Raw genomic sequence first — 26,765 nt, forward strand, 5'->3', positions numbered from 1 at the left:
TTGGGCGGACTCATGAGCCTTGACGTGGGTAATCGGTGAGGCGTTCGACGATTTCGTGGGGAATGAAGGTGGCTGCTTTTTCCAGCGGCGTGACCCACATAAAGCCCATACCGGGGGTATCCATTTTGCCTGCCAGATACATTTTCTCAAACACGCGGTCGAGCTGGTCGGTGGACACCACAATATTGATGACTTCTTTTTCCGCTTCGATGGCTAAGCCCATAATGCCGAGGCGTTCGCGTACCCCGCGCCCGCGTGCGTAATGAATGCTTGCCCCTTGTGCGCCTGCTTCTTGGGCGGCTTTGACGATTTCATCCGCTAGACCGCGCTGCACAATCGCAGTGATCAGGGCGACATCGGTCAAGACAACAATTTCACGTTTGCTCATGCGGGTTTACCTTGGGTTGAAGCGTGTTTGGGGGCTTGGTCATAGTAACGTTGCTTACGGCTGACTTTCCAGCGTATCCACAAGCCGGTGAGCATGACCGAGATAATCGGGCAAATCGATGCCATTGAGAGGATGCCGAAACCTTCAATTGCATCGACCGCATTACCCACGCCCAGCCCCATCGCTAACACCAGTGGCACGGTCACGGGGCCGGTGGTGACTCCGGCGCTATCCCACGCGATATTGACGAATTCTTCGCTAGACAGGTAAGTGAGGATGACCGCGAATAAATAACCCGGAATCAGCAACCAAGCCAGCGGGAGGTCGAAGATGATTTTCGCCACCCCCAAGGCAATGCCAAACGCTACGCCAAATGATACCGCATACATGAGTAAGGATTTGCGGAATGCACCGTTGGTGAGCGTTTCAACCGTTAGACCGAGCGCATTGAGGGCAGGTTCTGCCAACGTTGCCCCAAACCCCAGCAACCACGCAAACAATAACGCCAGCGATAAACCCAGTATGGCGCTGTACAACGGGCTATGCGTCACCGCTTCAATCGCGGTGAAGGCGGCGGGAATCAGGCTGCCGGATTGCCCGCCCAGTTTCGCCAAGCCATAGCTTAAACCAAGGTTGAACATGATCATGCCGATCACCGCAAGGGTGATGCCGTAGGTGATTTGACCGGGTTCGGGGAGTTTTTCCTTGAGGATTACCCACATGACCAGCAGCAAAAACAGCACCAGCGGCACAATGGCGCGTAAACCAGCGATGATTTCCAGCCAAGGGGTTTGGCTATACCATGCCGGTTCCAGTGCTTGCTGGGCGTGGGCGGCGGCGGCAATGATCTCGGCGGGCGTGGTGGTGAACGCAAGATACAGCGCGAGTAATTGCACACTGAGAATCGGAAATAGCGAGGCTAGGGTGACGATGCCAAAGCCTGACAGTGAGGATTGCCCTTTGCCAGCGGCGGCGGCAATACCGATCCCCAATGCCAGCACCAGCGGCACGGTGACAGGGCCGGTGGTGACAGCGCCGCTATCCCATGCCAGCCCCAAGGTTTTGCTGAGTTCGGGGTCGAATTGCATGAAAACGGTGAGGGCGATAATCGGGATGAGTGACAAGTAAATCAGCGGTTTTAAGCTCCAGCCATTGAGCAGGCGCAGTGTGCCGAGGATGGCGGCAGCGCCGACGCCAATCCCGACCCCTAACACCAGCACTTCTGCCCATTCGTTGAGCATGGCGTAGAGGTAGGGGGCAGATTCGACTTGCACAATTTGCCCAGCGGCTTTCAATGCGCCAATGGCGGGTTCGGCAAAGGTGACACCAATACCCAGCAGAAAGACAATGCTGAGTACCACCGGCAAGGTGGCTTTGGCGGGAAGTGTATTGCCGAGTGCTTCGCCAAAGGGCATCAGACCGACTTTTAAGCCTTCCATGAAAAACATTAAGCCCAGAACCACCGCGACTAAGCCGCCGGTAATCAGGCCAGCATCGGCAACGCCTTGTTGCAGCACAAAAATCTGAAACAGCACGAGGTATAGCGCGAGTGGAACCACGGCTTGCACTTGCTCCATCAGACGGCTGCTGATGTAGGGTTGAATCAGACGGTAAGCATCAATCCAGCGCAGGTGAATTTTGGGGGCGCGGTAGGGGATTTCGCTGCCATCAGCGGCGTGCCACACTTTTGGGGTGAGGTTGTTGTAGGATATTTGTTGCTGCTGAAGCGTAATTTCACGCACAAATGCGCCAAAGCGGATTTCAGTTGGCATAATTTCCCTGACGGCTGCTAGTCGTGTCTTGACAATACCATAAATAAACTCGTAATCTCAATAGATTTATTTAAGCATTTGGAGCGAGTGGATATTATGTGCTGAGGAAAATATGCAGGGCGAGCACGATTAGTAAGCTACCGAGGGCGCGTTCGATCCACTGTTGGTGACGCTTTAACCAAATTAGTGTGTTTCCTTGGGAAAGTGCGGTGGCGACTAGCACATACCAACTGCCATCGACGAGGGTGATGGTGCTGACGAAAATGGCTTTGTCCGTCAGGCTCATGGCTGCGTTGATGAAGGGGCTGAAAATCGCAAGAAAATAAAGCCCCACTTTGGGATTGAGTAAGGCAATTAACAGACCATCACGGGCGGCATTCCACAAGGTTGCGGATGGTTGCGGGGTGTTTGGCATGTTTGCCTCTGGCGGTGTGGCGGTAGCCGTAATGCCTTGATAGCCCAGCCATAGCAGGTAAATCGCGCCGAAGTAACTGAGCGTTTTGAACAGTAGTGGCGATTGTTGCAACACTAGCACTAAACCGAGTACTGACAGCAGCGCGTAGCAACCCAACCCGATGGCGTGCGCGATGCCGGTGATTGCGCCGTGTAAACGCGAGTGGTTGAGGGTATTGCGCAACACCACGGCAAGGCTTGCGCCGGGGAAGATTGCACCCATTAGGCAGAGGGTGAAAAGCGAGAGCCAAGTGCTGAGTGTCATGGGTTTAAAGACGGGTCAAATGAAGCAGCATATTATGTTTTAAGACAATTATCCTGATAAACGGTATTATCACCCCATTGTAAAGTGAACAGGGCTTGCTCACAACATGAACCAGCAATTCGATATATTCCTCTCGCACAACAGTAAAGATAAAACCGTCATTCGGGAAATCAAGCAATGGCTGCGGGAGCGGGAATTGTCGTGCTGGCTGGATGAGGATGAATTGCAACCGGGCGTGAATTGGATGCCTTTGCTCGAAAAAGCTATCGCAACTTGCCAAAGTGCAGGCGCATTTGTCAGTAGCAATGGTGTCGGGCCATGGGAAAATGAAGAAATACAGGCACTGCTAAGTGAAGCTGTCCGCAACAAGATTCCGGTGATTCCCGTGTTGCTGCCCGGTGATTACGAACAGCCCAAATTGCCACTATTTTTGAAAAATCGTACCTTCATCGACATGCGTTCGGGCTTGTCAGATGAGGTTATCGACCGGCTGATTTGGGGTGTTACTGGCAAAAAGCCACAGCCGAAGATCAAAAATGTCGGGCTGAAGCCCGATTTACAGATAACGCCCTCCATCCACTCCGACCGCCTCCCCACCGTCAAAGGCGGCTTCTTCGGGCGCGAAGCCGAACTGCAATTGCTGAGCGACGCATGGTCTGGCGAAGAGAACCCTCACCCCAACCCCTCTCCCAGAGGTAGAGGGGCTAAAGAAACTATAACTTTCGGAATAAAAAACACGATAAACAACCCCTCTCCCAGAGGTAGAGGGGCTAAAGAAACGCGCATTATTCAGCTTATTGCGCCGGGTGGCACAGGCAAAACCAAGCTGCTGCGCCACTGGCTCGACCACACCGCCGACATCCCCGTGCTAATCGCGTGGTCGTTCTATTCGCAAGGTTCCAGCGAAGACAAGCAGACTTCCGCCACGCCGTTTTTCAGCCATGCGTTTGCCAAGCTGGGTTCGACCCGCGAGCGGTTTGCGTCGGAGGAGGACAAGGGCGACCACCTCGCCGAGTTGTTGCACGGCAAACGCTACGTGCTGGTGCTGGATGGGCTGGAGCCGCTGCAACACGGCGGCGCGGCGATGCGCGGCGAACTCAAGGACAAAGCTATCCGCCAGTTGCTGCGCCAGCTTGCCCGCCACCCGTGCGGTTTGTGTATTATCACCACGCGGATTGCGCTGCATGAACTCAGTGACCGCGACGCGCCCACCGTCATCCGCCACGATTTGCAAAACCTGAGTGATGCGGATGGCATCCAGTTGCTGCAATCGTTGGGGGTAACAGGCAGCGCGGCGGAACTGGGCAAGGCGGTGCATGAATACGGCGGTCATGCGCTGGCGTTGAGTTTGCTGGGGAATGTGTTGCGGCTGCGGCCTCAGGGCGATGTCCGCAAGCGCGATACCCTCACGGCTCTGGTGAAAGCGACGGGCAACCGCGACAGCCGCCATGCCTTCAAGGTGATGCAGGCTTACGCGGAATGGTTTGCGGGCGAGCCGGAACTGGCATTGCTGCACTTGTTGGGGCTGTTCGACCACCCCATCGGGCAGGACGTGCTGCAAATGCTGTGGGATGCGCAGATTCCGCACCTGACCGCAGGCATTGATGAAGATGAATGGCTGGAAGCCATCGCCAGTTTGCGCGAAGAACACCACCTGTTGTCGCAGCATGACAGCGGCGGCGACCTCGACTGCCACCCGCTGATCCGCGAATACTTCGGCGGGCAACTGAAAACCCAGCAGCCGCAAGCGTGGCAGCAGGCGCATGAACGGCTGTACGGCTACTACAAAGCCCTGCCAGAGAAGGAGTTCCCCGATACGCTGGAAGAAATGCAGCCGCTGTTCAGTGCGGTGGCGCATGGGTGTGCGGCGGGGTTGTACATAAGAGTAAATAATGATGTTTATTGGCCGAGGATTAGAAGAGAAGATAGTAATTATTTGTGTACAACCCTCGGTGCTACCAGTGATGATCTTTCTCTCATAGCTCATTTTTTTGCAGTACCGTGGCACACACCTGTAACTGAAATAGGGGAGGATGGCCAGGCATTGATGTTAAACTACGCTGGATTTCGTTTACGCGGATTAGGGCGATTGCGAGAAGCTTTTGAATCAATGCAAGCAAATGTTGAAATGGTTGTGCAGCAGGAAAATTGGTCAGAGGCAGCAACAGGGATCAATAACCTTAGTGAGCTACAGCTTACCCTAGGTAATATATGGACAGCGATTTCCATTAGTCAACTAAGTGTAAGTTATGCTAATCAGGCTGGAGATTGGGCATATAGTGCAATCCTCAGCACTACGTATGCCGATATTTTGCATCAGGCAGGACAAACAGCATTGGCTCTTTCTATTTTCCAAGAAGCGGAACAACTTCAGCAAGAACAACGTTCTGGCGAGCCGCATTTATATTCAATACAAGGTTTTCGCTACTGTGACTTGTTGTTAGCATTGGGTAAGATAACAGAAGTGTTGGAACGGGTTGAATATTCAATCGAACTTGCAGGACAAAATGGTTGGTTACTGAATATTGGATTGGATCAACTTACCTTTGGGCGAACATTAGTTGCAATGGATGAGATTCCGCAAGCTCTTCTCTGGTTAGAGCGGGCTGTGATTTGTTTGCGTTCATGCGGGGTTGAAGAATATTTGCCGCTCGGTCTGCTCGCCCGCGCCGCCCTGCACCGCCACACCCGTGACTTTGCCCGCGCCCGGCAGGACTTGCAGGAAGTGTTCGACATCGCCGACGGCAGCGGGATGCGGCTGCATTTGACGGATTATCATTTGGAGATGGCGCGGTTGTCGGTGGCGGAGGAAGAAAATCCCCCTCAATCCCCCTTTTGCAAAGGGGGAAGCCAAGAGGGTGCGGGGTCTGTTGTTCCCCCCTTTGCAAAAGGGGGGCTAGGGGGGATTTCTCTTCAAGCGCACATCGAAGCCGCCGCCAAGCTGATCAACGAAACCGGCTACCACCGCCGCGACCCCGAACTCGTCGCCCTGCAAGGACTCACCCATGACCGATAACACCCTCCACCCACGCGGAACCCTGATCCTACGCACCCTCGCCATGCCCAAGGACACCAACCCCAATGGCGACATCTTCGGCGGCTGGATTCTCTCGCAGATGGACATGGCAGGCGGCATCTTCGCCAAGGAAATTGCCAAAGGCAGAATAGTGACCGTCGCGGTCAATAGCATGAAATTCATCCGCCCGGTGAATGTCGGCGACGTGGTGTGCTGTTACGGCGATGTGGTGAAAATCGGCAAGACTTCCATCACCTTGCACCTGCAAGTGTGGGTCAAACCGCTGTGGCACGGCAGCGAAACCGAACTGCGCTGGCAAGTGACCGAAGCTGATTTCACCTACGTCGCCATCGACGAGCACGGCAACAAACGCCCGCTGTAAGCCTCAGCCCTTCGTCCAATCCGGCAGGTATTGCATTGCACCCTTCATCTGCGCGTGGATCGCCTTGTAGTCCGGCGCAAACTTCGCCACCAGCGCCCAAAATTGCGTGGAATGGTTCATTTCCACGGTATGGCAAAGTTCATGAATCAGGGTGTAACGCACCCATTCCACCGGCAGCAGCACCAGCTTGTAGTTGAGGTTGATATTGCCACGAGTGGAACAGCTTCCCCAGCGCGTTTCTTGCCCCTTCACCGTGTAACGGTTGCAATACAACCCGGTTTCTTGCATAAGCTGGAATAGCATCTGTCCCAGATGCCGGTGGGCATACTGTTTTGTCCACTCGCGCAGCACGTAACGGCAATGTTCCGGGTTGCTGACCGCGCCGGAAAGGGTCAGTGTGCCGTCATCCCCCAGATCGGTGACCAGATTGTGGCGGTCAGTCGGCACGTATACCAGCCGGAAACGTTCGCCCGTGAGCGGAAACTCAAGGTATTCAGGCAGGGCAGGCGCATCCACCAAGGGGGCGGTATAACGTTCCACCTTGGGTAGGTTGTCCGTAATCCAGTCCAGTTTGCCATGAATCCAGTCACGTAACTGCTGCTCACCTACCCCGATCGGCTGTGTCACCACCAGCCCCTTGTCAGCCGATAAATTCATCCGCATGTATTTCGCCCGCGCTGATTGCCGTACCTGATAATCCAGCACGCGCCCATCCACCAATGTCAACCGTCCCATCCTACTAATCCTTCAATCGTGAGAATCCTCTTGCAGAAAGTAGATTCTACCCCGCAACCCGCCTAAAATCCCCCTTTTGCCCACACCCGAAAAGAGTCTGATGAATATTCGCCAACTGCTTGATGACCGTATTACCGCCGCGCTACACACGCTCGGCGCACCTGACACCGTGACCGCCATTGTGAAACCCTCCGCCCGCCCTGAATTCGGCGACTACCAAGCCAACGGCGTAATGGCAGCCGCCAAGCAGTTGAAAACCAACCCGCGAGAACTGGCAACGCGCTTGCTGGAAACGCTGGATTTATCCGATCTCGCCGACAAACTCGAAGTCGCAGGCCCCGGTTTCATCAATATCCACCTAAAGAATACGTGGTTGAGCGAAACAGTAGGTCGGGCTTCAGCCCGACAACCCACCCCCAACACCCAAACCATCGTCGTCGACTATTCTGGCCCCAACCTCGCCAAGGAAATGCACGTCGGGCATTTGCGCTCCACCATCATCGGTGATGCCGTCGCCCGCGTACTCGAATTCCAAGGCTACACCGTCATTCGCCAAAACCACGTCGGCGATTGGGGAACACAATTCGGGATGCTGATTGCACACATGGTCAGCATTGCCGAGCAAAACGGCGGGGTGAGTGATGTCGCACCCCAACTCGCCGACCTCGAAACCTTCTACCGCGAAGCCAAACAGCGTTTCGATGCTGAACCAGCTTTTGCCGATGCAGCGCGTGATTACGTGGTGAAACTGCAAGCCGGTGATGCAGAATGCCATGGCTTGTGGCAGCAATTCATCGACATTTCCTTGCACCATTGCGAAGAGGTCTACGAACGTTTGGGTGTTTCCCTGACCCGCGCGGATGTGATGCCGGAAAGTGCCTACAACGCCGATTTAGCTAATATTGTCAGCGAGTTACAGGCGCAAGGCTTACTAGTAGAAAATCAGGGCGCACAATGCGCGTTTCTCGACGAATTCAAAAACAAAGACGGCAGCATTACGCCGATCATTGTGCAGAAAACCGGCGGCGGCTATTTGTATGCGACCACTGACCTTGCTGCATTGCGCTACCGTAGCGGGGTGCTGAACATCGACCGCGCTTTGTATTTCACCGATGCCCGCCAAGCGTTGCATTTCCAGCAAGTGTTCATGTTGGCGCGTAAAGCTGGGTTTGTGCGCGAAGGCGTGGCGCTTGAACACATGCCGTTCGGCAACATGCAGGGCGAAGATGGCAAACCCTTCAAAACCCGTACCGGCGGCACGGTGAAGCTGGTGGATTTGTTGGTGGAGGCGGAAGAACGGGCGTTCACCCTCGTCACCGCCAAGAACCCGGCATTGGGTGAAGCCGAACGTCACGACATCGCTCGCACGGTCGGCATTGGCGCGGTGAAATACGCCGACCTGTCCAAAAACCGCAACTCGGATTACATTTTTAATTGGGAAACCATGCTGAGTTTCGAGGGCAATACTGCGCCGTATTTGCAGTATGCGTATGCGCGGATTAAGAGTGTTTTCAGGAAGGCGGGAGAAACCCCTCCCAACCTCCCCTTATCAGGGAAGGAGCTGAAGATTTCGTTGCATGAAGTGGCTGAACGTACCTTGGCGATGAAGTTGCTGCAATTCACGGAGGCGACCGATAGCGTGGCGAAAGAAGGTTTGCCGAATCACCTTTGCACGTATTTGTACGAATTAGCGGGCAACTTCATGAGCTTTTACGAAGCCTGCCCGATCTTGAAAGACGGCGTGGCGGAAGATGTGCGTCTGAGCCGTTTGCAACTGGCAAACTTGACCGCGCAAACCCTGCAAACCGGTTTGGGTTTGCTGGGGATTGGAGTGCTGGAGCGGATGTAATTACGTCAGCTCTGCTTCTGGTTTTGGCTGTAACGACAATTTCGCCATGAAGTCTTCATCTGCCGCCTTGGGCTTTGCCTCTGGCGCAGGTGCGGCAGCCGTCGGACGTGGCTTATTCAAATTCCCTGACAGGTTGATCTTCAGCTTCAAGTTGCTAGGCGAATCAGCATTGCGCAAGGTTTCCGCCAGTGAAATTTGCCCCGCCAAATACAGCTTGTAGAGGTGGCTGTCGAAGGTTTGCATCCCCTGTTCTTCAGACTTTTCCATCGTTTCTTTGATGGCGTGCACGTCGCCTTTCATGATCAGGTCGCGCACCATTGGCGTGCCGAGCAGGATTTCGATGGCGGCAACGCGCTTGCCATCCACCGTGGGAATCAGGCGTTGCGAGACGAAGGCTTTGAGGTTGAGGGATAAATCCATCAGCAATTGGTGGCGGCGTTCTTCGGGGAAGAAGTTGATAATGCGGTCGAGGGCTTGGTTGGCGTTATTGGCGTGCAAGGTGGAGAGGCACAGATGCCCGGTTTCGGCGAAGGCGAGGGCGTGTTCCATCGTTTCTTGGGCGCGGATTTCGCCGATTAAAATCACGTCGGGAGCTTGGCGCAGGGTGTTTTTGAGTGCGTCTTCGTAGCTGTCGGTGTCTACGCCGACTTCGCGCTGGTTAATGATGCATTTTTTGTGTGGATGCACGTATTCCACCGGGTCTTCGATGGTGATGATGTGCCCGTCCGCACTAGCGTTGCGGTGGTCGATCAGCGCGGCGAGTGAGGTGGATTTGCCTGAACCTGTGCCGCCAACGAATAGGATTAGCCCGCGTTTTTCCATGATCACGTCTTTCAAAACTTGCGGTAGACCGAGTTTGTCGGCGTTGGGTATGTCGGTTTTGATATTGCGGATCACCATCGCGATTTTGTGGCGCTGCTTGAAGATATTGACGCGGAAACGCCCGATACCTTCTTCGCTGATGGCGAGGTTCATTTCGGGTTTCTTTTCAAACTGTTGCTGCTGTTCAGGGTTCATCAGCTCGTAAGCCATTGCTTTGAGCATGTCGGGGGTCATGATGACTTTATCGACCGCTTTGAGCTTGCCCTGAAATTTGGCTTTGGGTTCGAGATCAGCGGTTAAATACAGGTCAGAGCCGTCGTAATGGGCGAGGATGCGTAGATAGTCTTTGAGTTTCATGAGTGTTGCCTTTATTGTTGTTGGTTTTTTCCAGTATAGCAGTAACCCTATCATGCGTTTAGATCAGTTCGTCAGTCAGGCCGCCGCACTCACGCGGGTGGATGCACAAAAAGCCATTCGGTGTGGATGGGTGGAGGTGGATGGTGTGCGTGTGACGAAAACGTCGACACACATTGAGCCGACCACGGCGGCGGTGACGTTGGACGATGCGCCGCTGACCTTGCCCGGTGATATTTATTTGATGTTGCATAAACCCGCAGGCGTGGTGAGTGCGCGGGAAGACCCGGAGCATCCCACGGTGTTGGATTTGATTGATCATCCGCACCGCAAAACGCTGCATGTGGTGGGGCGCTTGGATAAGGATACGACGGGCTTGTTGTTGCTTACCAATGATGGCGATTGGTCGCACCGCATTTCTGCGCCGAAACACCATGTGCCGAAAACGTATTTGGCGACGTTGGCGTGGGAGTTGTCGGAGGCGGGGGCGCAAGCCTTGCGTACAGGTGTGCAATTAAATGGCGAAAAGGGGCTGACTAAACCGGCGGAGGTTGATATTTTACCGGACAATCAGGCACGGATTACGATTTCGGAAGGCAAATACCATCAGGTGAAACGCATGTTGGCGGCGGTGGGGAATCGGGTGGAAAGTTTGCATCGGGAGCGGATTGGTGGGGTGGTGTTGGATACGGAACTCCCGCCGGGTGAGTGGCGGGAGTTGAGCGTGAGTGAATTGAGGCTACTTACGGCGTGACAAAATTGGCGACCGCTGCTGCGGCGGCGGATAGAGCCACGCGGCAAGTCGATGTGCCGCTACAAGAGCCGCTCCAGCCAGTGAAGCGTGAACCCGTCGCTGCTCTGGCAGTCAGGGTGACAGCCGTGCCACTTACGTAGTCCTCGGTGCAGTCTGCGCCACAGTTGATGCCGATTGGCGTGCTAGTAACTGTGCCTGTACCCGTCCCCACTTTATTGACGGTTAGGGTAAAGATTGGTCTAAACGTGGCGATCACGCTTTTAGCAGCACTCATACTCACGGTGCAAGTAGTTGCTGTACCGCTACAGCCGCCTGTCCAACTCATGAACTTGTAACCCGCATCCGGTGTGGCGGTTAGAGTAATAGCGGTGGCAGGTGTCATCGAACGGAAGGCTTCGGTACAGTCTGCGCCACAGTCAATACCAGCAGGGTTGCTGGTAACGCTGCCATTGCCTACCTTGGCGACCGTCAGATTGAAGGTGATGAAGTCAAAGTTTGCCGTGACATTTTTAGCTTCATTCATGGTGACGCTACAGGTTGTACCCGTGCAAGCACCTGACCACCCTGTGAAGCGTGAGCCTGCGGTTGCCGTTGCGGTGAGGGTTATTCGGGTATCCTTGAGATACGTTTCGGTGCAGTCTGGTGCGGCACTGGTGTCACAGTTAATGTTGGTGGCGGTGACTCTGCCCGTGCCTGTACCTGTTTTGCTGACGGTGAGGGGGAAGATGGCTTTGAAGGTTGCCGTCACCGTTTTGGCAGCACTCATGCTGACGTTACAAGTAGTGAGTGTACCGCTACAGCCGCCCGTCCAACCAGTGAACTTGTACCCCGTATCCGGTGTGGCGGTGAGGGTCACAGCGGTGGCAGGTGTCATTGAACGGAAAGCTTCGGCACAGTCTGTGCCACAGTCAATACCTGCGGGGTTGCTGGTAACGCTGCCATTGCCTACTTTGGTGATTGCTAGATTGAAAGTGATGAAGTCAAAGTTTGCCGTGACATTTTTGGCTTCATTCATGGTGACGGAACAGGTTGTGCCACTGCAAGCACCTGACCAGCCTGTGAAACGTGAGCCTGCGGTTGCCGTTGCGGTGAGGGTTACGGCGGCATCTTTAATATACGTCTCGGTGCAGTCTGGCGTGGCACTGGTGTCACAGTTAATGCCAGTGGCGGCGACTCTGCCCGTTCCCGTGCCTGTTTTGCTGACGGTTAGGGGGAAAGTGGCTTTGAAAGTGGCGGTCACCGTTTTGGCTGCACTCATGGTGACGGTACAGGTGGTTGCTGTTCCGGTGCAGCCGCCCGTCCAGCCGCTGAACTTGTAACCTGCATCTGGCGTGGCGGTGAGAGTGACAGGGCTGCCTTTGTTGACGGCTTCGGTACAGTCTGTGCCGCAGTCAATGCCAGCGGGTGAGCTGCTGACCGTGCCATTGCCAACCTTTACCGTTGTCAGGTTGTAGGTGATGTAATTGAAATTGGCAGTGACATTTTGCAGGTTCGTGACGGTCACGTTACAGGTGGTGCTGGTGCCGCTGCAAGCGCCTGACCAGCCAGTGAATAGGGAGTTTGTACCCACGACGGCGGTTAATTTGATAATTTTTCCGCTGGTAGGGTAGGTTTCGGTGCAGTCCGTGCCGCAGTTGATACCGGCGGGTGTGCTGGTGACTGTTCCTGCGTCTGTTCCTGTTTTGGTGACGTTGAGGGTGTGGGTGTCCGGCATGAAGTGTGCAGTAGCGTAGCGTGTATCCGTCATGCTGAGTGTGCAGGTTGTGCCAGTTGAGCTACTGCAATCACCTGCCCAACCAATGAAGCGTGAACCCACATCCGCTGTGGCAGTGAGGGTAATACTGGTATTGTTAGGGTAAATTTTGTAGCAGTCTGTACCACAATTGATACCTGCTGGTATGCTGGTGACTGTTCCCGAACCTGTGCCTGTTTTGTTGACGTTAAGGGTATGAGTCACAATAGGGGCGGGTAAGGTGGTGCTGGTAAATGTATCCGTTACGCCACCAATAGTCAGTGTGGTGTCTATGTTTTCGGAATGGCTGCCGCCAGAGGTATGGCGCACAGTGATGCTGTCGGCGTTATTAACTGTGCCTGCGGTTGAGGTGAAAGCCCCGCCATTGATACTGTACTCCCCGTTAAACACACTGATGCTTGCGGCAGCATTGATACCGCTGACGGTAATGGATGCCGATACAATCGCTGTGGAGAGTGCCACATTGGTTTGGTCGGTGAAAGTGAAAGTGTCGGGGGTGGAGTCGTTTGCAAGCGAATTGACTGTCCAGCCCAAATCCTGAAGTATTCCGCGTGTTACATTGCCAGGATTATGGATAGATGAACCGGCAGACAGTGCGTAAACCATGAGTTTGTTGTCAGTATTAGCAAACGTAGCGTAATCCAAATGGCTATAACTAGAGCCGGGACTCCATGCGGAGGGTGCATACAGTTTTACTGCCTGATTGCCATTGGCGGCTCTCGCAGCCGTGCCATCAAACCACAAATTATTGGAAGTAAGTGCCGCCCCTAGCGCAATAGAAGGATTAGTGTAGACAGCAGTATTCAGTAATGGCACACCATTACCATCTTTCACAAAGGTATCGTAAATGCTAGGTAAACCACTGCCACCTCCATAAGCACCTTCTCCTGAAGCGTAATCCATGAACCCCGCCAGATTCAGACCATGCCCAATTTCGTGGAGTACGACACTTACTAAGTCATATTGACCGGTTGGCGTATTTCCATCCGTCCCGTGATACCAAGGAAAGTTGCCGTTAAACGTGATGTGAATGTCGTAACTGGCGGCACTTCTGTCAGTACTGGATAGTGCATTGGCTAATGGTTCTGCATACCAAGTATTGGCTTTGGGGGCGTTCGGGAAGTTTTGGAAGAGATAACCGCCGCCTGCATAGCCAAGGGTGCTACCAGCGAAGTTAGCCCAACAAGCCTTGATACGAATAGGCACGGCTGATTGAATGGTTTCCGCCCAGATATTGGCAGCCGCTTGATAGGCCGTTTTGGCGGATTCTGGAAATGTGTAACACGGTTCACCCCATAGATCCGTTCCACCAGCGGGAACATAGTCTATCGAAAATTGTGCAGTAGGGGCGGTTAGCTTATTGATACCGTTTGCTTTGCTGAAATTGGGCGGAGGAATTCTGATCATACTGGGTGATGGGTTAGGGTCTGCAATGACCACTACGGGGCGCACCGCACCAGTGCCTAACTGCTTGCCATCCGCCGATAATAGCGGTTTGATGGTTTGCGGCACATGATACGTAACGGGTGTACCACCAACATTGGTGGTCACGGCTTGTCGCCCTGTTAACGGTGCAACCGTCTCGCTCGCTTGAACAGTGGAGAGGGTAGCCGCGAATGCCAGCAGTGTGCTGGCTGTGGCTACCCAAATGCCTCGAAAGTGTGTCTTCAGTTTCATGCCAATACCGCCCTGCTCGGTTTATGTAGACTGCTGTTAATAAGCAAAATCTATCTTTGCAGATGGCATTAAAATAATCAACTTAATTTATGATGCATTGGAGTGGATTGATTTGTTGAGTTACCCCAAAAACCGCTGATAAGCTTGATTCTCCGTCTCATCCCAATACTCATACCCCAGCTTTTCCAGAAACTCGCAAAATTCACCGCGTTCCTGCGCTGGCACTTGCATCCCCACCAACACGCGCCCGAAATCCGAGCCGTGATTACGGTAATGGAACAAGCTGATATTCCACCCCGCGCTCATGCTGGTGAGGAAATGCAGCAATGCGCCGGGGCGTTCGGGGAAGGTGAAGCGGTACAACACTTCATGCTCCGCGCCATTGGAATGCCCGCCCACCATGTAACGCAGGTGAATTTTCGCCACTTCGTTATCGGTTAAATCAGTGACGGAATAGCCTTTCGCCTGCAAATCCCCCAGCAAGGTAGCGCGTTCCTGCTTGCCCGCAATCTTCACTCCCGCGAACACTTGCGCATCACGTGCATCCGCATAGCGGTAGTTGAATTCGGTGATCGGGCGGTTGCTAATGTCGTGGCAGAATTCGCGGAAACTGCCCGGTCTTTCAGGAATCGTTACCGCCAGCAACATTTCACGCCCTTCGCCCAACTCGGCACGTTCGGCGACGTGGCGCAAGCGGTCGAAGTTGATATTCGCGCCGCTGGCGGTCGCAATCAGATGTTTGCCCTGAATGTTTTCGCGTGCCACGTATTTTTTGATACCTGCTACGGCTAACGCGCCTGCCGGTTCGAGCAGGGTGCGGGTGTCTTCAAACACATCTTTGATCGCGGCGCAGGTTTCGTCGGTACTGACCAAAATCACTTCATCGACAATGTGTTTGGCAATCTCGAAGGTATTTTCACCGATCAGTTTGACCGCAGCCCCATCCGCAAATGTGCCGACTTGTGCCAGTTGCACCCGTTCGCCCGCCGCTAACGAGGCGTGCAAGGTGGGCGCTTCTTCGTGTTCCACCCCGATGATTTTGATGTCAGGGTAGAGATATTTGAGGTAACTGCCCACGCCTGCAATCAAACCACCGCCGCCGACGCACAAAAATACCGCTTCAATCGGGTCGGAATGTTGGCGCAAGATTTCCATGCCAATTGTGCCTTGCCCGGCGATCACATCGAGATCGTCGAAGGGATGCACGAACGTCATGTGGTGTTCGCGTTCCAATTCGCGAGCGTAAGCGTAGGCTTCGTCGTAGGAATTGCCATGCAATACCGCATTGCCGCCAAACGCTTTCACCGCATTGACCTTGATGTCGGGTGTGGTCTTGGGCATGACAATGGTGGTTTTAATGCCGAGTTTCGTACCAGAAAGCGCGACACCTTGCGCGTGATTGCCCGCCGAAGCCGCGACAACGCCGTGGGCGCGTTCTTCCGGCGAGAGCAAAAACATTTTGTTGAATGCGCCGCGCAGCTTAAAGGAAAATACTGGCTGCAAGTCTTCGCGCTTGAGGTAGATTTCATTGCCCAAGCGGGTACTCAGGCTACGCGCCCGTTCCAGTGGGGTTTCGATAGCCACGTCGTAGACGCGGGCGGTGAGAATGCGTTTGATCAGCGATTTGTTCATGGTTCCAACTTTTGCGGCTCTGCCTTTACGTGTGGGCTAGTATATTGCAAACTTCGGTTTGCGAAAGATTTTTACAACATCACAGGAAAGTTTATGAACCAAGATGCTATGAAAAAAGCGGCAGCAGAAGCCGCGCTGGTATACGTCCAACCGGGCATGATCGTGGGAATTGGCACGGGTTCGACCGCCAACCATTTCATCGACTTGTTGGCAGGGATTAAGCACAAAGTGGAAGCGACCGTTGCCAGCTCCATCGCCAGTGCTAATCGCTTGGAAGCGCACGGTTTCCGCGTGCTGGATTTGAACGAAGCTGGGCAATTGTCGTTGTATGTGGATGGCGCGGATGAGTCCAACGAACATTTGCATTTGGTGAAAGGCGGCGGCGGGGCATTGACCCGCGAAAAGATCGTGGCGGGCGCAAGCGACAAGTTTGTGTGCATTGCCGACGATTCTAAGTTGGTAAACACACTGGGTAAGTTCCCATTGCCACTGGAAGTGATTCCGATGGCGCAGGCGTTGGTGGCGCGGGAAATGGTGAAGTTGGGGGGGAATCCCGTGTTGCGTACCGGTTTTACGACTGACAATGGCAATATTATTCTGGATGTACACGGCTTGGAAATCACCAATCCGGTCGAGATGGAAAACCGTTTGAACCAGATTCCGGGGGTTGTGACCAATGGTTTGTTTGCGATTCGCCCGGCGGATGTGCTGATTCTGGCGGGTGCAAATGGGGTGCGCACCTTAGTGTGAGTGCTTGGGTTTACTCGACGTATTGCGCCCTTTTTTGGGGCGCAATGCTGATTTAAATTAATTTAATTAATGGTTTGTTAATTTTCTTGAATGCCACGCTCGCTTGCTGTAAATTTAATCTCATATGGTTTTTTTATAGCGAGGGGCGTCGTGGGGTCTTCAACACGCAAATCAGGTATTCTGACGTGGATACTATTACTATGCACTTTACTGCTTTTGCAGGGGTGTATCTCACCTAGCAATGAAGTTATCGAGGGGTTAGGAACGCCCGATATTGTCAGTTGTAGCAGCCTTCCCAATGTTGAGGATGGGGCGTTGTATGTCCCGCGTGATGCAGTGGAATTGGGAGTGGACGGGCGTAAACACCCGGATATTTTCTATTTAGGTTGGTCAAAGTTAGACACACGCGCCGATTTGCGCTTTCCTGAACAGGGTTACGATGCCGATGGTTATGAAGATAAGCTATTGGTTTCGCGTAAATTAGCCGATGGTACGACCCGTACTTGGCAATTGTTGCCACAATTGGATAACAATTGCAAAGATGTCGAAAAAATCCGTATCCACAGTTTCGATGTTGCTCCGAATGGGCGCAGTCTCTACGTTTCGATGGCACGTACCCCGCTTAGTGGCAGTGGGCGTGAAACCCATCTTGGTATTTACCGTTATGACCTGAAAACCTTTGCTTTGACCAAAATCAGCAAAGATGATGCCACGCATTTCACTTATCCCACCTACATTGGCAATGACCCAGATACCAAACGTGAAATGTTGGTTGTCGCCAAGACCGTTGCTAAAGACGAAATCCCGCTTAACTATGCTCGCAAGGAATTGATGCGTGACGAGTATGACCGCGCTCCGACCCCACTGATTCATACAATGGATGCGCAGACTGGTGATACCGTGCGCATTGGTTTCAATAACTCCCACCAAACAGAGCCATTTGTATTAACGGGGCATGATGGCACGCGCATTGCCGTGTTTACCCAATGGGAACATCAGGGAGATATTAACCGCTTTTCCTTGTGGAAAATACAAATTGACGGTAGCGATGGGTTTACCTTTTTTGGGCAAGAAAGTGCCTCGGATCGCGGTAGTCAGAATCTATTCCAAGGACGGGTCGTGCGTTCTGGACCATTCAAAAACTTTGTCTTGATGACACAAGGCAATCGCAAAGATAAACAGTTTGCGGCTGAAGGTGATGTGCTGATGACCTTGCGTCATCATCAGGAATTACGCAGTGACAAATTGTATTTGCAACAAGTTAAACGGGTGGGGGCAACCGATACCGATATTTCGCGCAATCCTGAGCACTATAACGATGAAAGTTTTATTTACTCTTACCGTGATGACAGTGAGTATACCTATCAGCTTTACGTTAAAGATTTCCCTCCGGTAGCAGGCGCTCCTGCCCCGACGGGTAAGGGTGTGCAATTAACACCGCAAACCAACGATTACCATTTTGTGCAAGCCCGCAGCTTTTACCCACCCGAGCGCGAATTGATTGCGCCCTCTGATCAGCATGATTTGGGTGAAAGCCGGGTTTCCTTCACGAATCCACATTTGAACGGACGTTCCGGTTTCCTCGTGGAAAACCTGCTGGAATCGGATAATGGAATGCAGCACCAGCTTGATGGTTTAAAGAAAGAAGACATTGCCATGCAATTTTTCTTACCCTCTCATCATTTTAATGATTCCAAGACTCTCGGATTACAGAACAACCCAGAAATGAGCGTTCCAGCCAGTGAGTTTATTCACCCGGAAGACGATGGTTCATTGGGCGTTATTCTCAAAGAAGGGTTGTATGTGTGGAAGGTCAATAAGCGCTTCGTCCATCAATCGAGCGGTAAAGACATTTGGTTGCCGGTACGTTCGGAATTGCAGGAAGTCAGCTTTGTGCCTAACCGCGTGAATGCCTGTAACCAATGCCATCAAGAACGTGATCAAGTGAATCTGGATAAGTACGCGGATTACGATTCGATTGCAGCACAAAAAATGCGCGGTAATCTTGAGGGTGTGCCAGACATTAGCAGCTACCGTGCTGCGGATGATGTGCCTGATTTTCATCGTGATATTATGCCGTTGTTATTCAAACCGGCAAAGAATAGTGAGAAGTCTTGTGCCAGTTGCCATCAAGCGGGCAGTAAGTTGAATTTGTCTAATGTTTCGGGGCCAGAGGCAATGAATGCAACTTATCGCACCTTGGTGCAAGGGGCACATTTATTGCCGGATGGACGCAAAGTGGCTTACTCCAGCAATTCCATTAGCCCGTTGGGAATGAACGGTGATTACCGTCCGGCTCCCTTCCTGTGGAGTTTGTTGCTGAACGATGATTTGACAGTTGAAGAGGACAGCGGCTACCCCAATAAAGCCAGTCGCGCTTTAGACCGTCCTGGCGATTATGGGGCAGCATACGATGCTGTTGTGACACAATCCATTGCGAATATTAATGGGCAATACGACCATAGCCAGCACTGGACAGCCGAGGATATTCAAACCTTTATTACTTATTCGTCTACGCAAATGCCTGCGGGATTATCGGATCGGGTGGCGGAAAGCTTTACCCCTAAAGCCGGTAAGCCGGGTAATTATCGCAGCGGTGCAGCCGGGCAAAAAGCTTACCAAGCGATGGTCAACAATTGCTTCAGTTGCCATAACGGCTTTACGGGTGCTAACGGCGGGGGCTTGGAAGACCCTAGTTTTGGCTTGCCGCTAGAAAAACGTTTCAGCACCAATACCGGCAACCGTGACCGTATGATGCGGTTTATTATCCGTAATCATGTGGCAAAAAAGGATGATACCCAGTATTCCATGCTCGGTTGGCAAAGCAATTTAACCACATCCATGGATCAAACGTTGGAATCTGCCAGCTACCGGATTGACTTTGAGAATCCTGAGCAATCAGAACTTTTGCGTTACGCCCTCGGACAGGACAGCAATGGCAATTCACTGACGAGTGAGGTGCATCGGGTCAAACATCCGGCGGTTTTATCGGCAGGCGACCCCGATTATGTGGCACTGCATAATTGGGTTACGGGTAATTGGGAAGGTGTGACCAATCAAACTCCCCTTGTTAATGCACCGATTGAATCTATCGTGATTCGTGAATACGATGATCCAAAGGTTTTATCTGAGCCGATTACTTGGTATGACCCGGATGGTGAAAATGAATTATCACAAATTTTCCTTGATGGCAGCAGTAATAAAATACACACCTTCCGTGATGCGATGCTGGCGCTGGAATACGACAGTTTTAAGTCTGCCAAGATGAAAACCTATGCCATTTTGGGCGATCGTGGTGAACAAAGTTTCCGCTTCAAGGTGACGGATGGACACCTCAGTTCGACCTCGCAAACAATTCCCGTCACGGTGCAGTCGGATTATCAAGTTCCAGCGCCCGTTGCAACATTGCCGAATGCGTATGCGTTTTATACGGTGCGTGATACGGGTGGAAATGCTAATGCAGGGGAATTGCGCCGCTTGGAATATAACTCAAACAACCCGACTGAACCTAAAGATACACGGGTTGGGGTAATTAATGGTTATTCCAATAACTGGACAACCGTTTACCGTCGTGCTGAGAAAGGCTGGTTATATTTCGTGGATCAGAAAGCACAGCGAATTCATGTGGTGGATGAAACCAATGCCGCTGTATTGTTCAGCATTACCTTGAATCACGAGCCAAACAAAGACAGTGATATGCACAAGCAAACGAATTACCTGATTTGGTGGCGACCGGCAGAAGGATTGGATCACCTGAGTAATCCAGCTTGCCCCAACGGTGAATTGCAGGGTTTACTGGAATCTAAACTCAGCGCTAATAAAAACGGTGACTGGTACATCGGCTTGGGTTGTGGCGAAGGCGAGGAAACAATTGTTCCCGAATACCGTACCAAATTGGCAGATGGCTCCAATACCCTTGCTGTTTATACTTGGAAACGCGCTACTTTCATGAGCAAATGGGTCAATGACGGTGTTGATCGCCTAAACGTGTTGAATCTGGTAACAGGTAAAGACAAGCCGTTGGGTGACTTTGCGTTCCCCGCAAAAACCGATCTTGTAACAGGTGTGCAATATCCAGCGGCTACTTACGCGAATGTGCGGGCGGTTGTCGTCGCAGAAGACGGTGCATTCTACGGCTTCAATAAAGATGCGAATGATCAACCCGTGACGATCTTCAACTTCGATCCGTTACAGGAAATCCAGCAACCTGTTGCTGCACCAGCGTGGGTACAGGCGTATTTCAGCAATTATGTGAATTACGGAACCCCGTTCCTTGTGATTGAGCCGCGCAGCCATGCAACACCAACACCTTAAACGTTACTTGGCTTGCGGGTGCTTGTTGGCATGGATACCGGCAGTGGATGCGAATGAGCACCTATTGCCGGATGCCGTTACCGTGCGTGCCAGTTATGCCGCTGATAGCGGTGACGCTATTGGCGGGGAAGTGGCATGGAATGCCAGTGAGCGCTGGCGAGTACGTGCCGGTTTTGACCATTACAGCGGTACAGAAGAACACTTGATTAGCCTGATTCGTTTCACCGAAAACCGTGAGCGCACCGATGTGGGCGTATACCTCGATCGCAAGCTGGCAGGGGATAGTGGTTGGTACGTTGCTGCTGGCATTATCCACCCGCAGCAGGGGACGCGCTGGGATGCCAACCCTGAGCCACGTTCAGCTTATACCCTGAATGGCAGGCAATATGCCGGTATGCATCTGGATGAACCGGAAGGGCGGGTTGCGTATGCATCCCTTATTCCTTATGTCGGAATGGGTTGGCATTCGTCGGCACGCAAAGGTTGGCAAGTCGGTGCAGAAGTGGGGGTGTTAGCTGGGCTTGACCCTGAATTCAGCATCCACACGGCTAATCCGTTCCGTTTGCCTTACCTAGAGCAGGACTTACAGGCAGAAGCTGACAAGTACCTTTCCACCCTACAAGCCGACACACACCTGTCTGGTGATCAGCAACTTAAGGCCAGTCTGAGCCTCCGTTACCATTTTTAGGCGGTTAGCGCATGAATAGCATAAAAACACTCTTCCTGATGATGTTACTGGCGAGTCTGGCGGCTTGCGGCGGTGCGGGATCGGGTATTACTGCTGCTCCGGCAGAAGTGAATACGACAACCACGCCAGTGGTGGTGACTCCACCAGCGGTTGTGCCAAGCGATAATCCAAATGCTTCTAACGAAACATCGGGTAGTAATACCAGTACAGGTGGCGGTAGTGTGACACCTGAACCGCCTGTGGTTGTACCTCCTGTGGTAGTACCCGAACCGGTATTCGTTGAGGATACCGCCCAAAACCGTAGCTACCCACTAACATGGTTGCCGGATGCTTCCCTATTGTTGGCGGGCAACCGTGACAAAGTATTCAAGGTCTGGGATGGCAGCCATTACTTCTTACGTCAAGCTATTGCCGGACACACCGACTGGGTACAGGCGTTTGCGACCACGGTGGATAGCCGTTTGGTGGCAACGGGGGGGCGTGATGGCAATATACGTTTCTGGTTGAATACTAACGGTTCGATCGGGGAGTTTGGCACATCGACCGGCAGTGTAGGGAGTATTCGTGCGCTGCATTTTAGCCCAGCGGGTAGTTTCATCGCGGTGGCGGGCAATGGTGGGCAAATGCAGGTTTGGGATCATAGTCGCCGTGAGGTCATGCATACCTGGAGCGCCCACATGGGCAGCGTGTATGCGGTGCAATATTCACCGGATGGGCAAGTGTTGGCTTCGGCAGGTGCTGATGGTCAGGTGAAACTCTGGAATCCACTGACGGGTGAATTATTAGCACTATTGGGGAAACACCAAGGGGCTGCATACGGTTTGGTATTTTCTACCGATGGGCAGCAGCTCATTAGTGCGGGTGGCGATGGGCAAATTCGGCGCTGGGATATGGTAAGCCGTACTGCTCTGGGTGTATTGGGGCAGCATGACCAGCCCATCTATGCTTTAGCATTAGCCAATGATGGTGTCACGCTGGCAACGGGTGATGCGGGTGGAATGGTTGGCATCTGGTCATTACCAGCAGTGGGTAGCCGTCAGCCAAGTGCCAAGCCGTTGAGTGGTGTATCCAGTCAGTTTGGGGCAGCGGGTAGTGGAGCGGTTCATGCCTTGGCGTTTCATCCGCTCAGTGGGCAGTTGGGTGTGACTACGGATGATGTTACGTTGCGCGTCTGGAGTCCTGTTAACGGACAACTGTTATCGAGTTTGGCGATGCCCGGTACAGAAGGGCCGTACATCCCGGATGATCCGGTGGATAATTCCCCGGAAATTTCACGGCAGCTAACGGCTTTGGTGTTGGATGGAATGAAGCCGGTATTGGCCATTCCCGACTTATTGAAACAACCTGAGCGTTTAAGCAATGCTTTTTTACAAAAGATCAATCAGACTACGTTAGCCTGTCCGAAGGGGAGTTACCAATTCACGTTTACCGATGCGAATAATGACCAGCGTTATGCTAGTGCTAACGATGATTTTGCTGTCAATGTGGCACAGTGTGGCGATGATAAGTTGACTATGACCGGTGCTTATGGCTTACGTTTGCAAAGCAATAGCCAAGATTTGGAAGCCGTGAAAACAGACACGACGGTGCGTCTGACAGACTTGCTGATGGATGATGGGCATACACCTGCTAGGTTGACAGGTAGTCTGGGTGTCGCTATGACTGAACCGTTGGACGGTGTTAGTCCGGTGCTGGCAGTGTTGATAGCTAGCCAGTTGGATTTACACGTGGATGATAAAGGGACTTATGGTTTTTCCAATTTGGAAGCACGTTTGGAGACGGATCCAACGACAGATTCCTCTAGCATGACTTACACTGCACAACTTGCGTTGCAGGCTGTGCGCGGTAGTTTGGTGAGTAGTGGCGATTATGCTGTTACGACGCTGGAACCTGTGCTGTTAAGTGCTTTTGAAGATTATCCTTACGCGGGCAAGTTGCGTATTCAGCACTTGAAGCCCAAAGCCAATGGTCAGATTACGGTAGTGTCGGTGCTGAATAGCCAACAACTCAGGATTGAAACCGATAAGGATGGTAATGGTGTTACCGATCGTGTGCAGACAGTGCTGTGGAAAGATTTGATTCAACCCTTCCATTAAGGTGGTGGCATTGGCTAAGCGGTGTCGTGTTAGCCAGTGCCATTTACTTGGGGATTTGGGTGGGTGGATTGTCTGTGTATTACCACTTTCTGGAAGTTGACCCGCAGCGTCAGATGGTCGTGGCTTATTTGCTAGGGGCTGGAGACAGTGGTTTTCCACACATGGAATGGCTGACGTTGACTGAAAAACGCCACTTGTTGGATGTCAGACGTTTGTTTGCGACGATTGAACAGTATTGTTACTGGGTGTTGGCAGGAAGTGTGGTGTTGCTGATAGGGCAGCGCCGCGCTGTGGGTCAGGTATTGCGAGCATCAGGCTATTTGGGAATAACGTCGGTTTTGTTATTACTACTGTTATTGATGAGCGGTTTTTTGCCGTTATTTGTGTTTTTACACACCTTATTGTTTCCCGTCGGGACGTGGGTATTTCCTGCTGACAGCAGTTTGATTCAACTGTTTCCACTGGATTACTTTTTTCGGTTTGCGCTGTGGTACGTGGGGTCACTCACTTTATTTTTCGGCGGTTTGGTCATCAAACTCAACGGTTCGATGGGATTTGGTAAACGTTAACGGCAAGCCGCCAACATCACCTGATTCCATTGCGCGGAATAGTCCAAAGCCACCGTCAAATAACGGCGGTGGTTTTCGCCGTACAGCGCATCCGTTACCCCTTCCAAACATTCGGTTGGACACTTATCGCGTACTTGTGCGAACACCTCCGCCGCAATGCCGGGAACAGTAGCGCTGCGCCCCGCATTGCACAGAAAATAGCGCTTACCCTGCTGAATACTCGCGGTTGCGTCGGCGCTGGCGTTACGTGCTTGCAATAGCGGTAATTGCTGGGCGTAGTGTTGTTCTTTTGCGCTGCTGATTTCGGCTGCTGAAGGAATATGTACGCCTTTTTCCTGAGAGGGGGCAGGGGCGATGGGGGCGTGGCAGGCACTTAAGCTGCCTGCCCATAATAGAGCCAAGAGTTTGAATTTCATGAGGGTATTCCTTTGCGTAAGCGTAACAGGGCATACAGCCCCAGCAGTAACAGCCCTGCATAAGGCATTGAGCCGCCGCCACCGCTGAGTGCGTTCGTCGCAATGTTATTGGTGGTGCTACTGTCATTGCTGGTACGTGCTTGTGCAGGATTCGTTGCCGATAAGGCAAAGAAAATATTGTTACTGCATTTGACACGTAGGTAGGTGTTATTGCCCGCATTCGAGGGTAACGTTACCGTCGCATTGCCGTCATTCGGGGTGTTGCTGAGGAGTGTGGTGAAGGTGTTGCCATTGTCAGCGCTCACCGCAATATCGACCGCGCCACAATTAATCGGTGCTTGATTTGTACCGGCGACATTCCATGCGACGTTTTGCTGGCTGCCTCTGGTCAGATTAGTCCCGCTCGGTTCAGTGACCGCAAACGTGCTGCCGGTGTTTTGCACGTTGATGCGCATGTCGTCATAAGCGATGCCACCCCGTGCATCCCTTGCCAGCAGGCGGAAATTGAGGGTGCGTGCCGTGACCGGCAACACCTCACCCGCTGATTGCACACGCCCCACCAAGTCGGACATTTGCGGGATGGTGCGCACCGGAGAGCCAGTGGGCAAGCGGGCGCGAATCAGGGCGTTGTTCCCTAGATCGACATTCACGAACGCCGCCGTTCCGGTGTCCAATTGCTCCCATGAGTAACTCAAGGTGTTGCTGTCCGCATCTGACCCTGAACCGCTGAGCGTAAAAGGTGTGGCGGCAGGAATGGTGTAATCGCTGCCTGCATTCACCGCAGGGAGACGGTTATTCAGGTTGGTTTTGATCGCACAACTTGCCCCCGCACCATTGTGTAGATAGTCCTGAATCTGTTGGATCGAAGCAGAATGCATCATGCCGTCACTGTCGACTTGCAGATTGTCATTACTGCATAAACCGGTGTAAGCCATAATCGTGCTGCCGCTGCCCGGTTCGTAAGCCGTTGCATTTTCGCGGTTGCTGCCCGCACAAGCACCACGTATGCCGTTGAAAGTGTGTGATGCGCCCAACTGATGCCCGATTTCATGTGACACATAATCCACGATAAAAGAATCACCTTTGGGTTCGGCTAAACCGGTTGCACCTTCGGCTTTGTACTGCCCACAAGCTACCGCCACACTCGCCAAGCCGCCGCCATTGGTGGCAAGCACATGCCCGATGTCATAATTATTGACGCCGATGACTTGATTCAATGCCGTGGTATTTTCTGCAAGCATTAGTGCAGGGTTGTCGTTACTGTACGGGTCAGTACGCGCATTGGTGTACACCAGATTAGTGCCACTGACTAAGGTTAAGCGTGTCGACAAATCGCGTTCGTAAATTTGGTTGATGCGATTGACGGTGGTGACAATTGAGCTAAACGCGGCACTTTGTCCGCCGTGAAAGCTGGTGTATTCCGCCGTGGCTGCCATTGCAAGCCGATACGTGTGCAGGGTTTCCCCCGCGCGCGCGGCGACATTACGTGCAGCAGTATTGGCATTGATGGCGCTGGAAAAACTTGGTGTGCTGGGTTGTTGATGCGTGGTGCATGACCAGTCGCCGCGCCGGAACGCTTCCAGATTGGCACTTTTACGAAAACTCAGGTATTGCCGGTCTGTGCCATCTGCTTGCGGGTCAATGAACAGGGTGTCGCCATTCGCCATATCGAGCATGGCGTGTAAGCCTGTTGGTGTGAAATCAAGCACGCCACTAATCACTTTGCCGTCAGTGCCGAAAACTTTCCAGGTGCCAATAGCCGGGTGAGCGGCAGCAACGTCGGGGGCGAGTATTTCGGTTGGGGTGACGGTTACGCTGGCGAAACCGCCATCTGGCAAAGGCAGGCTAATGCTGGGTAAAGCAGTGCGTGCTTGGGCATTAGCGGTGCTGACAGCGCTGGTTTGTGCCAGTTGCGCCAACAGTTGGGTTTCATCCAGATGCAGTAAGCGGTAATGCTGTAAGCCAGACTCGGTAGCTTTGCTTGCGCCACGCGCCTGAATATCTTGCCACACAGCCGGTACAGCACTTGCGTTGGTTGCCACTAACAGTGGCAATATTGCCCATAAGTATTTCATTGTGT

General features: G+C 52.7%; 18 protein-coding genes. 9 read left to right on the top strand and 9 right to left on the bottom strand.

Going from position 1 to position 26,765, the window contains the following annotated elements; all coding sequences use genetic code 11:
* Positions 1-10 precede the first annotated feature (10 nt).
* The 3 genes from L2Y54_RS06920 to L2Y54_RS06930 all read right to left on the bottom strand — a co-directional run bounded on the left by L2Y54_RS06920 (position 11) and on the right by L2Y54_RS06930 (position 2,878).
* A complete protein-coding gene (locus L2Y54_RS06920; protein ID WP_236501084.1) occupies positions 11-388 on the bottom strand; it encodes a P-II family nitrogen regulator in 378 nt (125 codons plus the stop codon).
* The gene (locus tag L2Y54_RS06925; protein WP_236501085.1) at positions 385-2,160 is read right to left on the bottom strand and encodes a DUF1538 domain-containing protein; all 1,776 of its coding nucleotides are present in this window, start codon (positions 2,158-2,160) and stop codon (positions 385-387) included. The genes L2Y54_RS06920 and L2Y54_RS06925 overlap by 4 nt, the downstream gene beginning before the upstream one ends.
* A 94-nt stretch (positions 2,161-2,254) precedes the next feature.
* Complete coding sequence (locus L2Y54_RS06930; protein WP_236501086.1) at positions 2,255-2,878, bottom strand: LysE family translocator; 624 nt, start codon at positions 2,876-2,878, stop codon at positions 2,255-2,257.
* Positions 2,879-2,984: 106 nt separating this feature from the next.
* Between L2Y54_RS06930 and L2Y54_RS06935 the strand changes: the two genes are divergently transcribed.
* Positions 2,985-5,894 carry a TIR domain-containing protein gene (locus L2Y54_RS06935; protein ID WP_236501087.1) on the top strand — a complete coding sequence of 970 codons (2,910 nt, stop codon included), beginning with the start codon at positions 2,985-2,987 and terminating at the stop codon, positions 5,892-5,894.
* The gene (gene yciA / locus L2Y54_RS06940; RefSeq protein ID WP_236501088.1) at positions 5,884-6,276 is read left to right on the top strand and encodes an acyl-CoA thioester hydrolase YciA; all 393 of its coding nucleotides are present in this window, start codon (positions 5,884-5,886) and stop codon (positions 6,274-6,276) included. Before L2Y54_RS06935 ends, yciA begins: the two co-directional genes overlap by 11 nt.
* 3 nt (positions 6,277-6,279) lie before the next feature.
* Here the strand turns inward: yciA and L2Y54_RS06945 are convergent, their stop codons facing one another.
* Complete coding sequence (locus L2Y54_RS06945; RefSeq protein WP_236501089.1) at positions 6,280-7,011, bottom strand: M48 family metallopeptidase; 732 nt, start codon at positions 7,009-7,011, stop codon at positions 6,280-6,282.
* A gap of 100 nt (positions 7,012-7,111) precedes the next feature.
* Between L2Y54_RS06945 and argS the strand changes: the two genes are divergently transcribed.
* On the top strand, positions 7,112-8,860 hold the full coding sequence (argS, locus tag L2Y54_RS06950; protein WP_236501091.1) for an arginine--tRNA ligase: 1,749 nt from the start codon (positions 7,112-7,114) through the stop codon (positions 8,858-8,860).
* On the opposite strand, the gene L2Y54_RS06955 is transcribed toward argS, so the two are convergent.
* The gene (locus L2Y54_RS06955; RefSeq protein ID WP_236501093.1) at positions 8,861-10,039 is read right to left on the bottom strand and encodes a PilT/PilU family type 4a pilus ATPase; all 1,179 of its coding nucleotides are present in this window, start codon (positions 10,037-10,039) and stop codon (positions 8,861-8,863) included.
* A 52-nt stretch (positions 10,040-10,091) separates the two neighbouring features.
* On the opposite strand from L2Y54_RS06955, the gene L2Y54_RS06960 reads away from it, so the two are divergent.
* The gene (locus L2Y54_RS06960) at positions 10,092-10,790 is read left to right on the top strand and encodes a pseudouridine synthase (RefSeq protein ID WP_236501094.1); all 699 of its coding nucleotides are present in this window, start codon (positions 10,092-10,094) and stop codon (positions 10,788-10,790) included.
* On the opposite strand, the gene L2Y54_RS06965 is transcribed toward L2Y54_RS06960, so the two are convergent.
* Both L2Y54_RS06965 and ilvA read right to left on the bottom strand, forming a co-directional pair.
* A complete protein-coding gene (locus L2Y54_RS06965) occupies positions 10,780-14,220 on the bottom strand; it encodes an InlB B-repeat-containing protein (protein ID WP_236501095.1) in 3,441 nt (1,146 codons plus the stop codon). The two genes, L2Y54_RS06960 and L2Y54_RS06965, sit on opposite strands and share 11 nt — an antisense overlap.
* A gap of 120 nt (positions 14,221-14,340) precedes the next feature.
* Positions 14,341-15,852: a threonine ammonia-lyase, biosynthetic gene (ilvA, locus tag L2Y54_RS06970; protein WP_236501096.1), complete on the bottom strand. Its 1,512-nt coding sequence runs from the start codon at positions 15,850-15,852 to the stop codon at positions 14,341-14,343.
* A gap of 93 nt (positions 15,853-15,945) precedes the next feature.
* Between ilvA and rpiA the strand changes: the two genes are divergently transcribed.
* The 5 genes from rpiA to L2Y54_RS06995 all read left to right on the top strand — a co-directional run bounded on the left by rpiA (position 15,946) and on the right by L2Y54_RS06995 (position 24,269).
* Complete coding sequence (gene rpiA / locus L2Y54_RS06975; protein WP_236501097.1) at positions 15,946-16,602, top strand: ribose-5-phosphate isomerase RpiA; 657 nt, start codon at positions 15,946-15,948, stop codon at positions 16,600-16,602.
* A 315-nt stretch (positions 16,603-16,917) separates the two neighbouring features.
* Entirely contained in the window at positions 16,918-20,916 is a 3,999-nt protein-coding gene (locus L2Y54_RS06980; protein WP_236501098.1) for a TolB-like translocation protein, read from the top strand.
* Positions 20,897-21,604: a hypothetical protein gene (locus L2Y54_RS06985; protein WP_236501099.1), complete on the top strand. Its 708-nt coding sequence runs from the start codon at positions 20,897-20,899 to the stop codon at positions 21,602-21,604. The genes L2Y54_RS06980 and L2Y54_RS06985 overlap by 20 nt, the downstream gene beginning before the upstream one ends.
* An 11-nt stretch (positions 21,605-21,615) precedes the next feature.
* Positions 21,616-23,700: a WD40 repeat domain-containing protein gene (locus tag L2Y54_RS06990; RefSeq protein ID WP_236501101.1), complete on the top strand. Its 2,085-nt coding sequence runs from the start codon at positions 21,616-21,618 to the stop codon at positions 23,698-23,700.
* Positions 23,701-23,726: 26 nt separating this feature from the next.
* Positions 23,727-24,269, top strand: coding sequence for a lipoprotein intramolecular transacylase Lit (locus tag L2Y54_RS06995; RefSeq protein ID WP_236501103.1), 543 nt, complete (start codon positions 23,727-23,729; stop codon positions 24,267-24,269).
* Here the strand turns inward: L2Y54_RS06995 and L2Y54_RS07000 are convergent.
* Positions 24,266-24,685: a hypothetical protein gene (locus L2Y54_RS07000; RefSeq protein WP_236501105.1), complete on the bottom strand. Its 420-nt coding sequence runs from the start codon at positions 24,683-24,685 to the stop codon at positions 24,266-24,268. The genes L2Y54_RS06995 and L2Y54_RS07000 overlap by 4 nt on opposite strands.
* Positions 24,682-26,760, bottom strand: a complete 2,079-nt coding sequence (locus L2Y54_RS07005; protein WP_236501106.1) for a reprolysin-like metallopeptidase — start codon at positions 26,758-26,760, stop codon at positions 24,682-24,684. Before L2Y54_RS07005 ends, L2Y54_RS07000 begins: the two co-directional genes overlap by 4 nt.
* Between the last annotated feature and the right edge of the window lie 5 nt (positions 26,761-26,765).

Source organism: Thiothrix winogradskyi, from assembly GCF_021650935.1.
In the GTDB taxonomy this organism is placed as follows: Bacteria; Pseudomonadota; Gammaproteobacteria; order Thiotrichales; family Thiotrichaceae; genus Thiothrix; species Thiothrix winogradskyi.

Excerpts from the sequence above, each read along its gene's own strand:
- L2Y54_RS06925 (WP_236501085.1), bottom strand. The coding sequence starts at position 2,160 with ATGCCAACTGAAATCCGCTTTGGCGCATTTGTGCGTGAAATTACGCTT.
- rpiA (WP_236501097.1), top strand. The coding sequence starts at position 15,946 with ATGAACCAAGATGCTATGAAAAAAGCGGCAGCAGAAGCCGCGCTGGTA.
- L2Y54_RS06930 (WP_236501086.1), bottom strand. The coding sequence starts at position 2,878 with ATGACACTCAGCACTTGGCTCTCGCTTTTCACCCTCTGCCTAATGGGT.
- L2Y54_RS06960 (WP_236501094.1), top strand. The coding sequence starts at position 10,092 with ATGCGTTTAGATCAGTTCGTCAGTCAGGCCGCCGCACTCACGCGGGTG.
- L2Y54_RS06985 (WP_236501099.1), top strand. The coding sequence starts at position 20,897 with ATGCAACACCAACACCTTAAACGTTACTTGGCTTGCGGGTGCTTGTTG.
- L2Y54_RS06965 (WP_236501095.1), bottom strand. The coding sequence starts at position 14,220 with ATGAAACTGAAGACACACTTTCGAGGCATTTGGGTAGCCACAGCCAGC.
- L2Y54_RS06920 (WP_236501084.1), bottom strand. The coding sequence starts at position 388 with ATGAGCAAACGTGAAATTGTTGTCTTGACCGATGTCGCCCTGATCACT.
- argS (WP_236501091.1), top strand. The coding sequence starts at position 7,112 with ATGAATATTCGCCAACTGCTTGATGACCGTATTACCGCCGCGCTACAC.
- L2Y54_RS07005 (WP_236501106.1), bottom strand. The coding sequence starts at position 26,760 with ATGAAATACTTATGGGCAATATTGCCACTGTTAGTGGCAACCAACGCA.
- L2Y54_RS06955 (WP_236501093.1), bottom strand. The coding sequence starts at position 10,039 with ATGAAACTCAAAGACTATCTACGCATCCTCGCCCATTACGACGGCTCT.
- L2Y54_RS06945 (WP_236501089.1), bottom strand. The coding sequence starts at position 7,011 with ATGGGACGGTTGACATTGGTGGATGGGCGCGTGCTGGATTATCAGGTA.
- L2Y54_RS06935 (WP_236501087.1), top strand. The coding sequence starts at position 2,985 with ATGAACCAGCAATTCGATATATTCCTCTCGCACAACAGTAAAGATAAA.
- yciA (WP_236501088.1), top strand. The coding sequence starts at position 5,884 with ATGACCGATAACACCCTCCACCCACGCGGAACCCTGATCCTACGCACC.
- ilvA (WP_236501096.1), bottom strand. The coding sequence starts at position 15,852 with ATGAACAAATCGCTGATCAAACGCATTCTCACCGCCCGCGTCTACGAC.
- L2Y54_RS06990 (WP_236501101.1), top strand. The coding sequence starts at position 21,616 with ATGAATAGCATAAAAACACTCTTCCTGATGATGTTACTGGCGAGTCTG.
- L2Y54_RS07000 (WP_236501105.1), bottom strand. The coding sequence starts at position 24,685 with ATGAAATTCAAACTCTTGGCTCTATTATGGGCAGGCAGCTTAAGTGCC.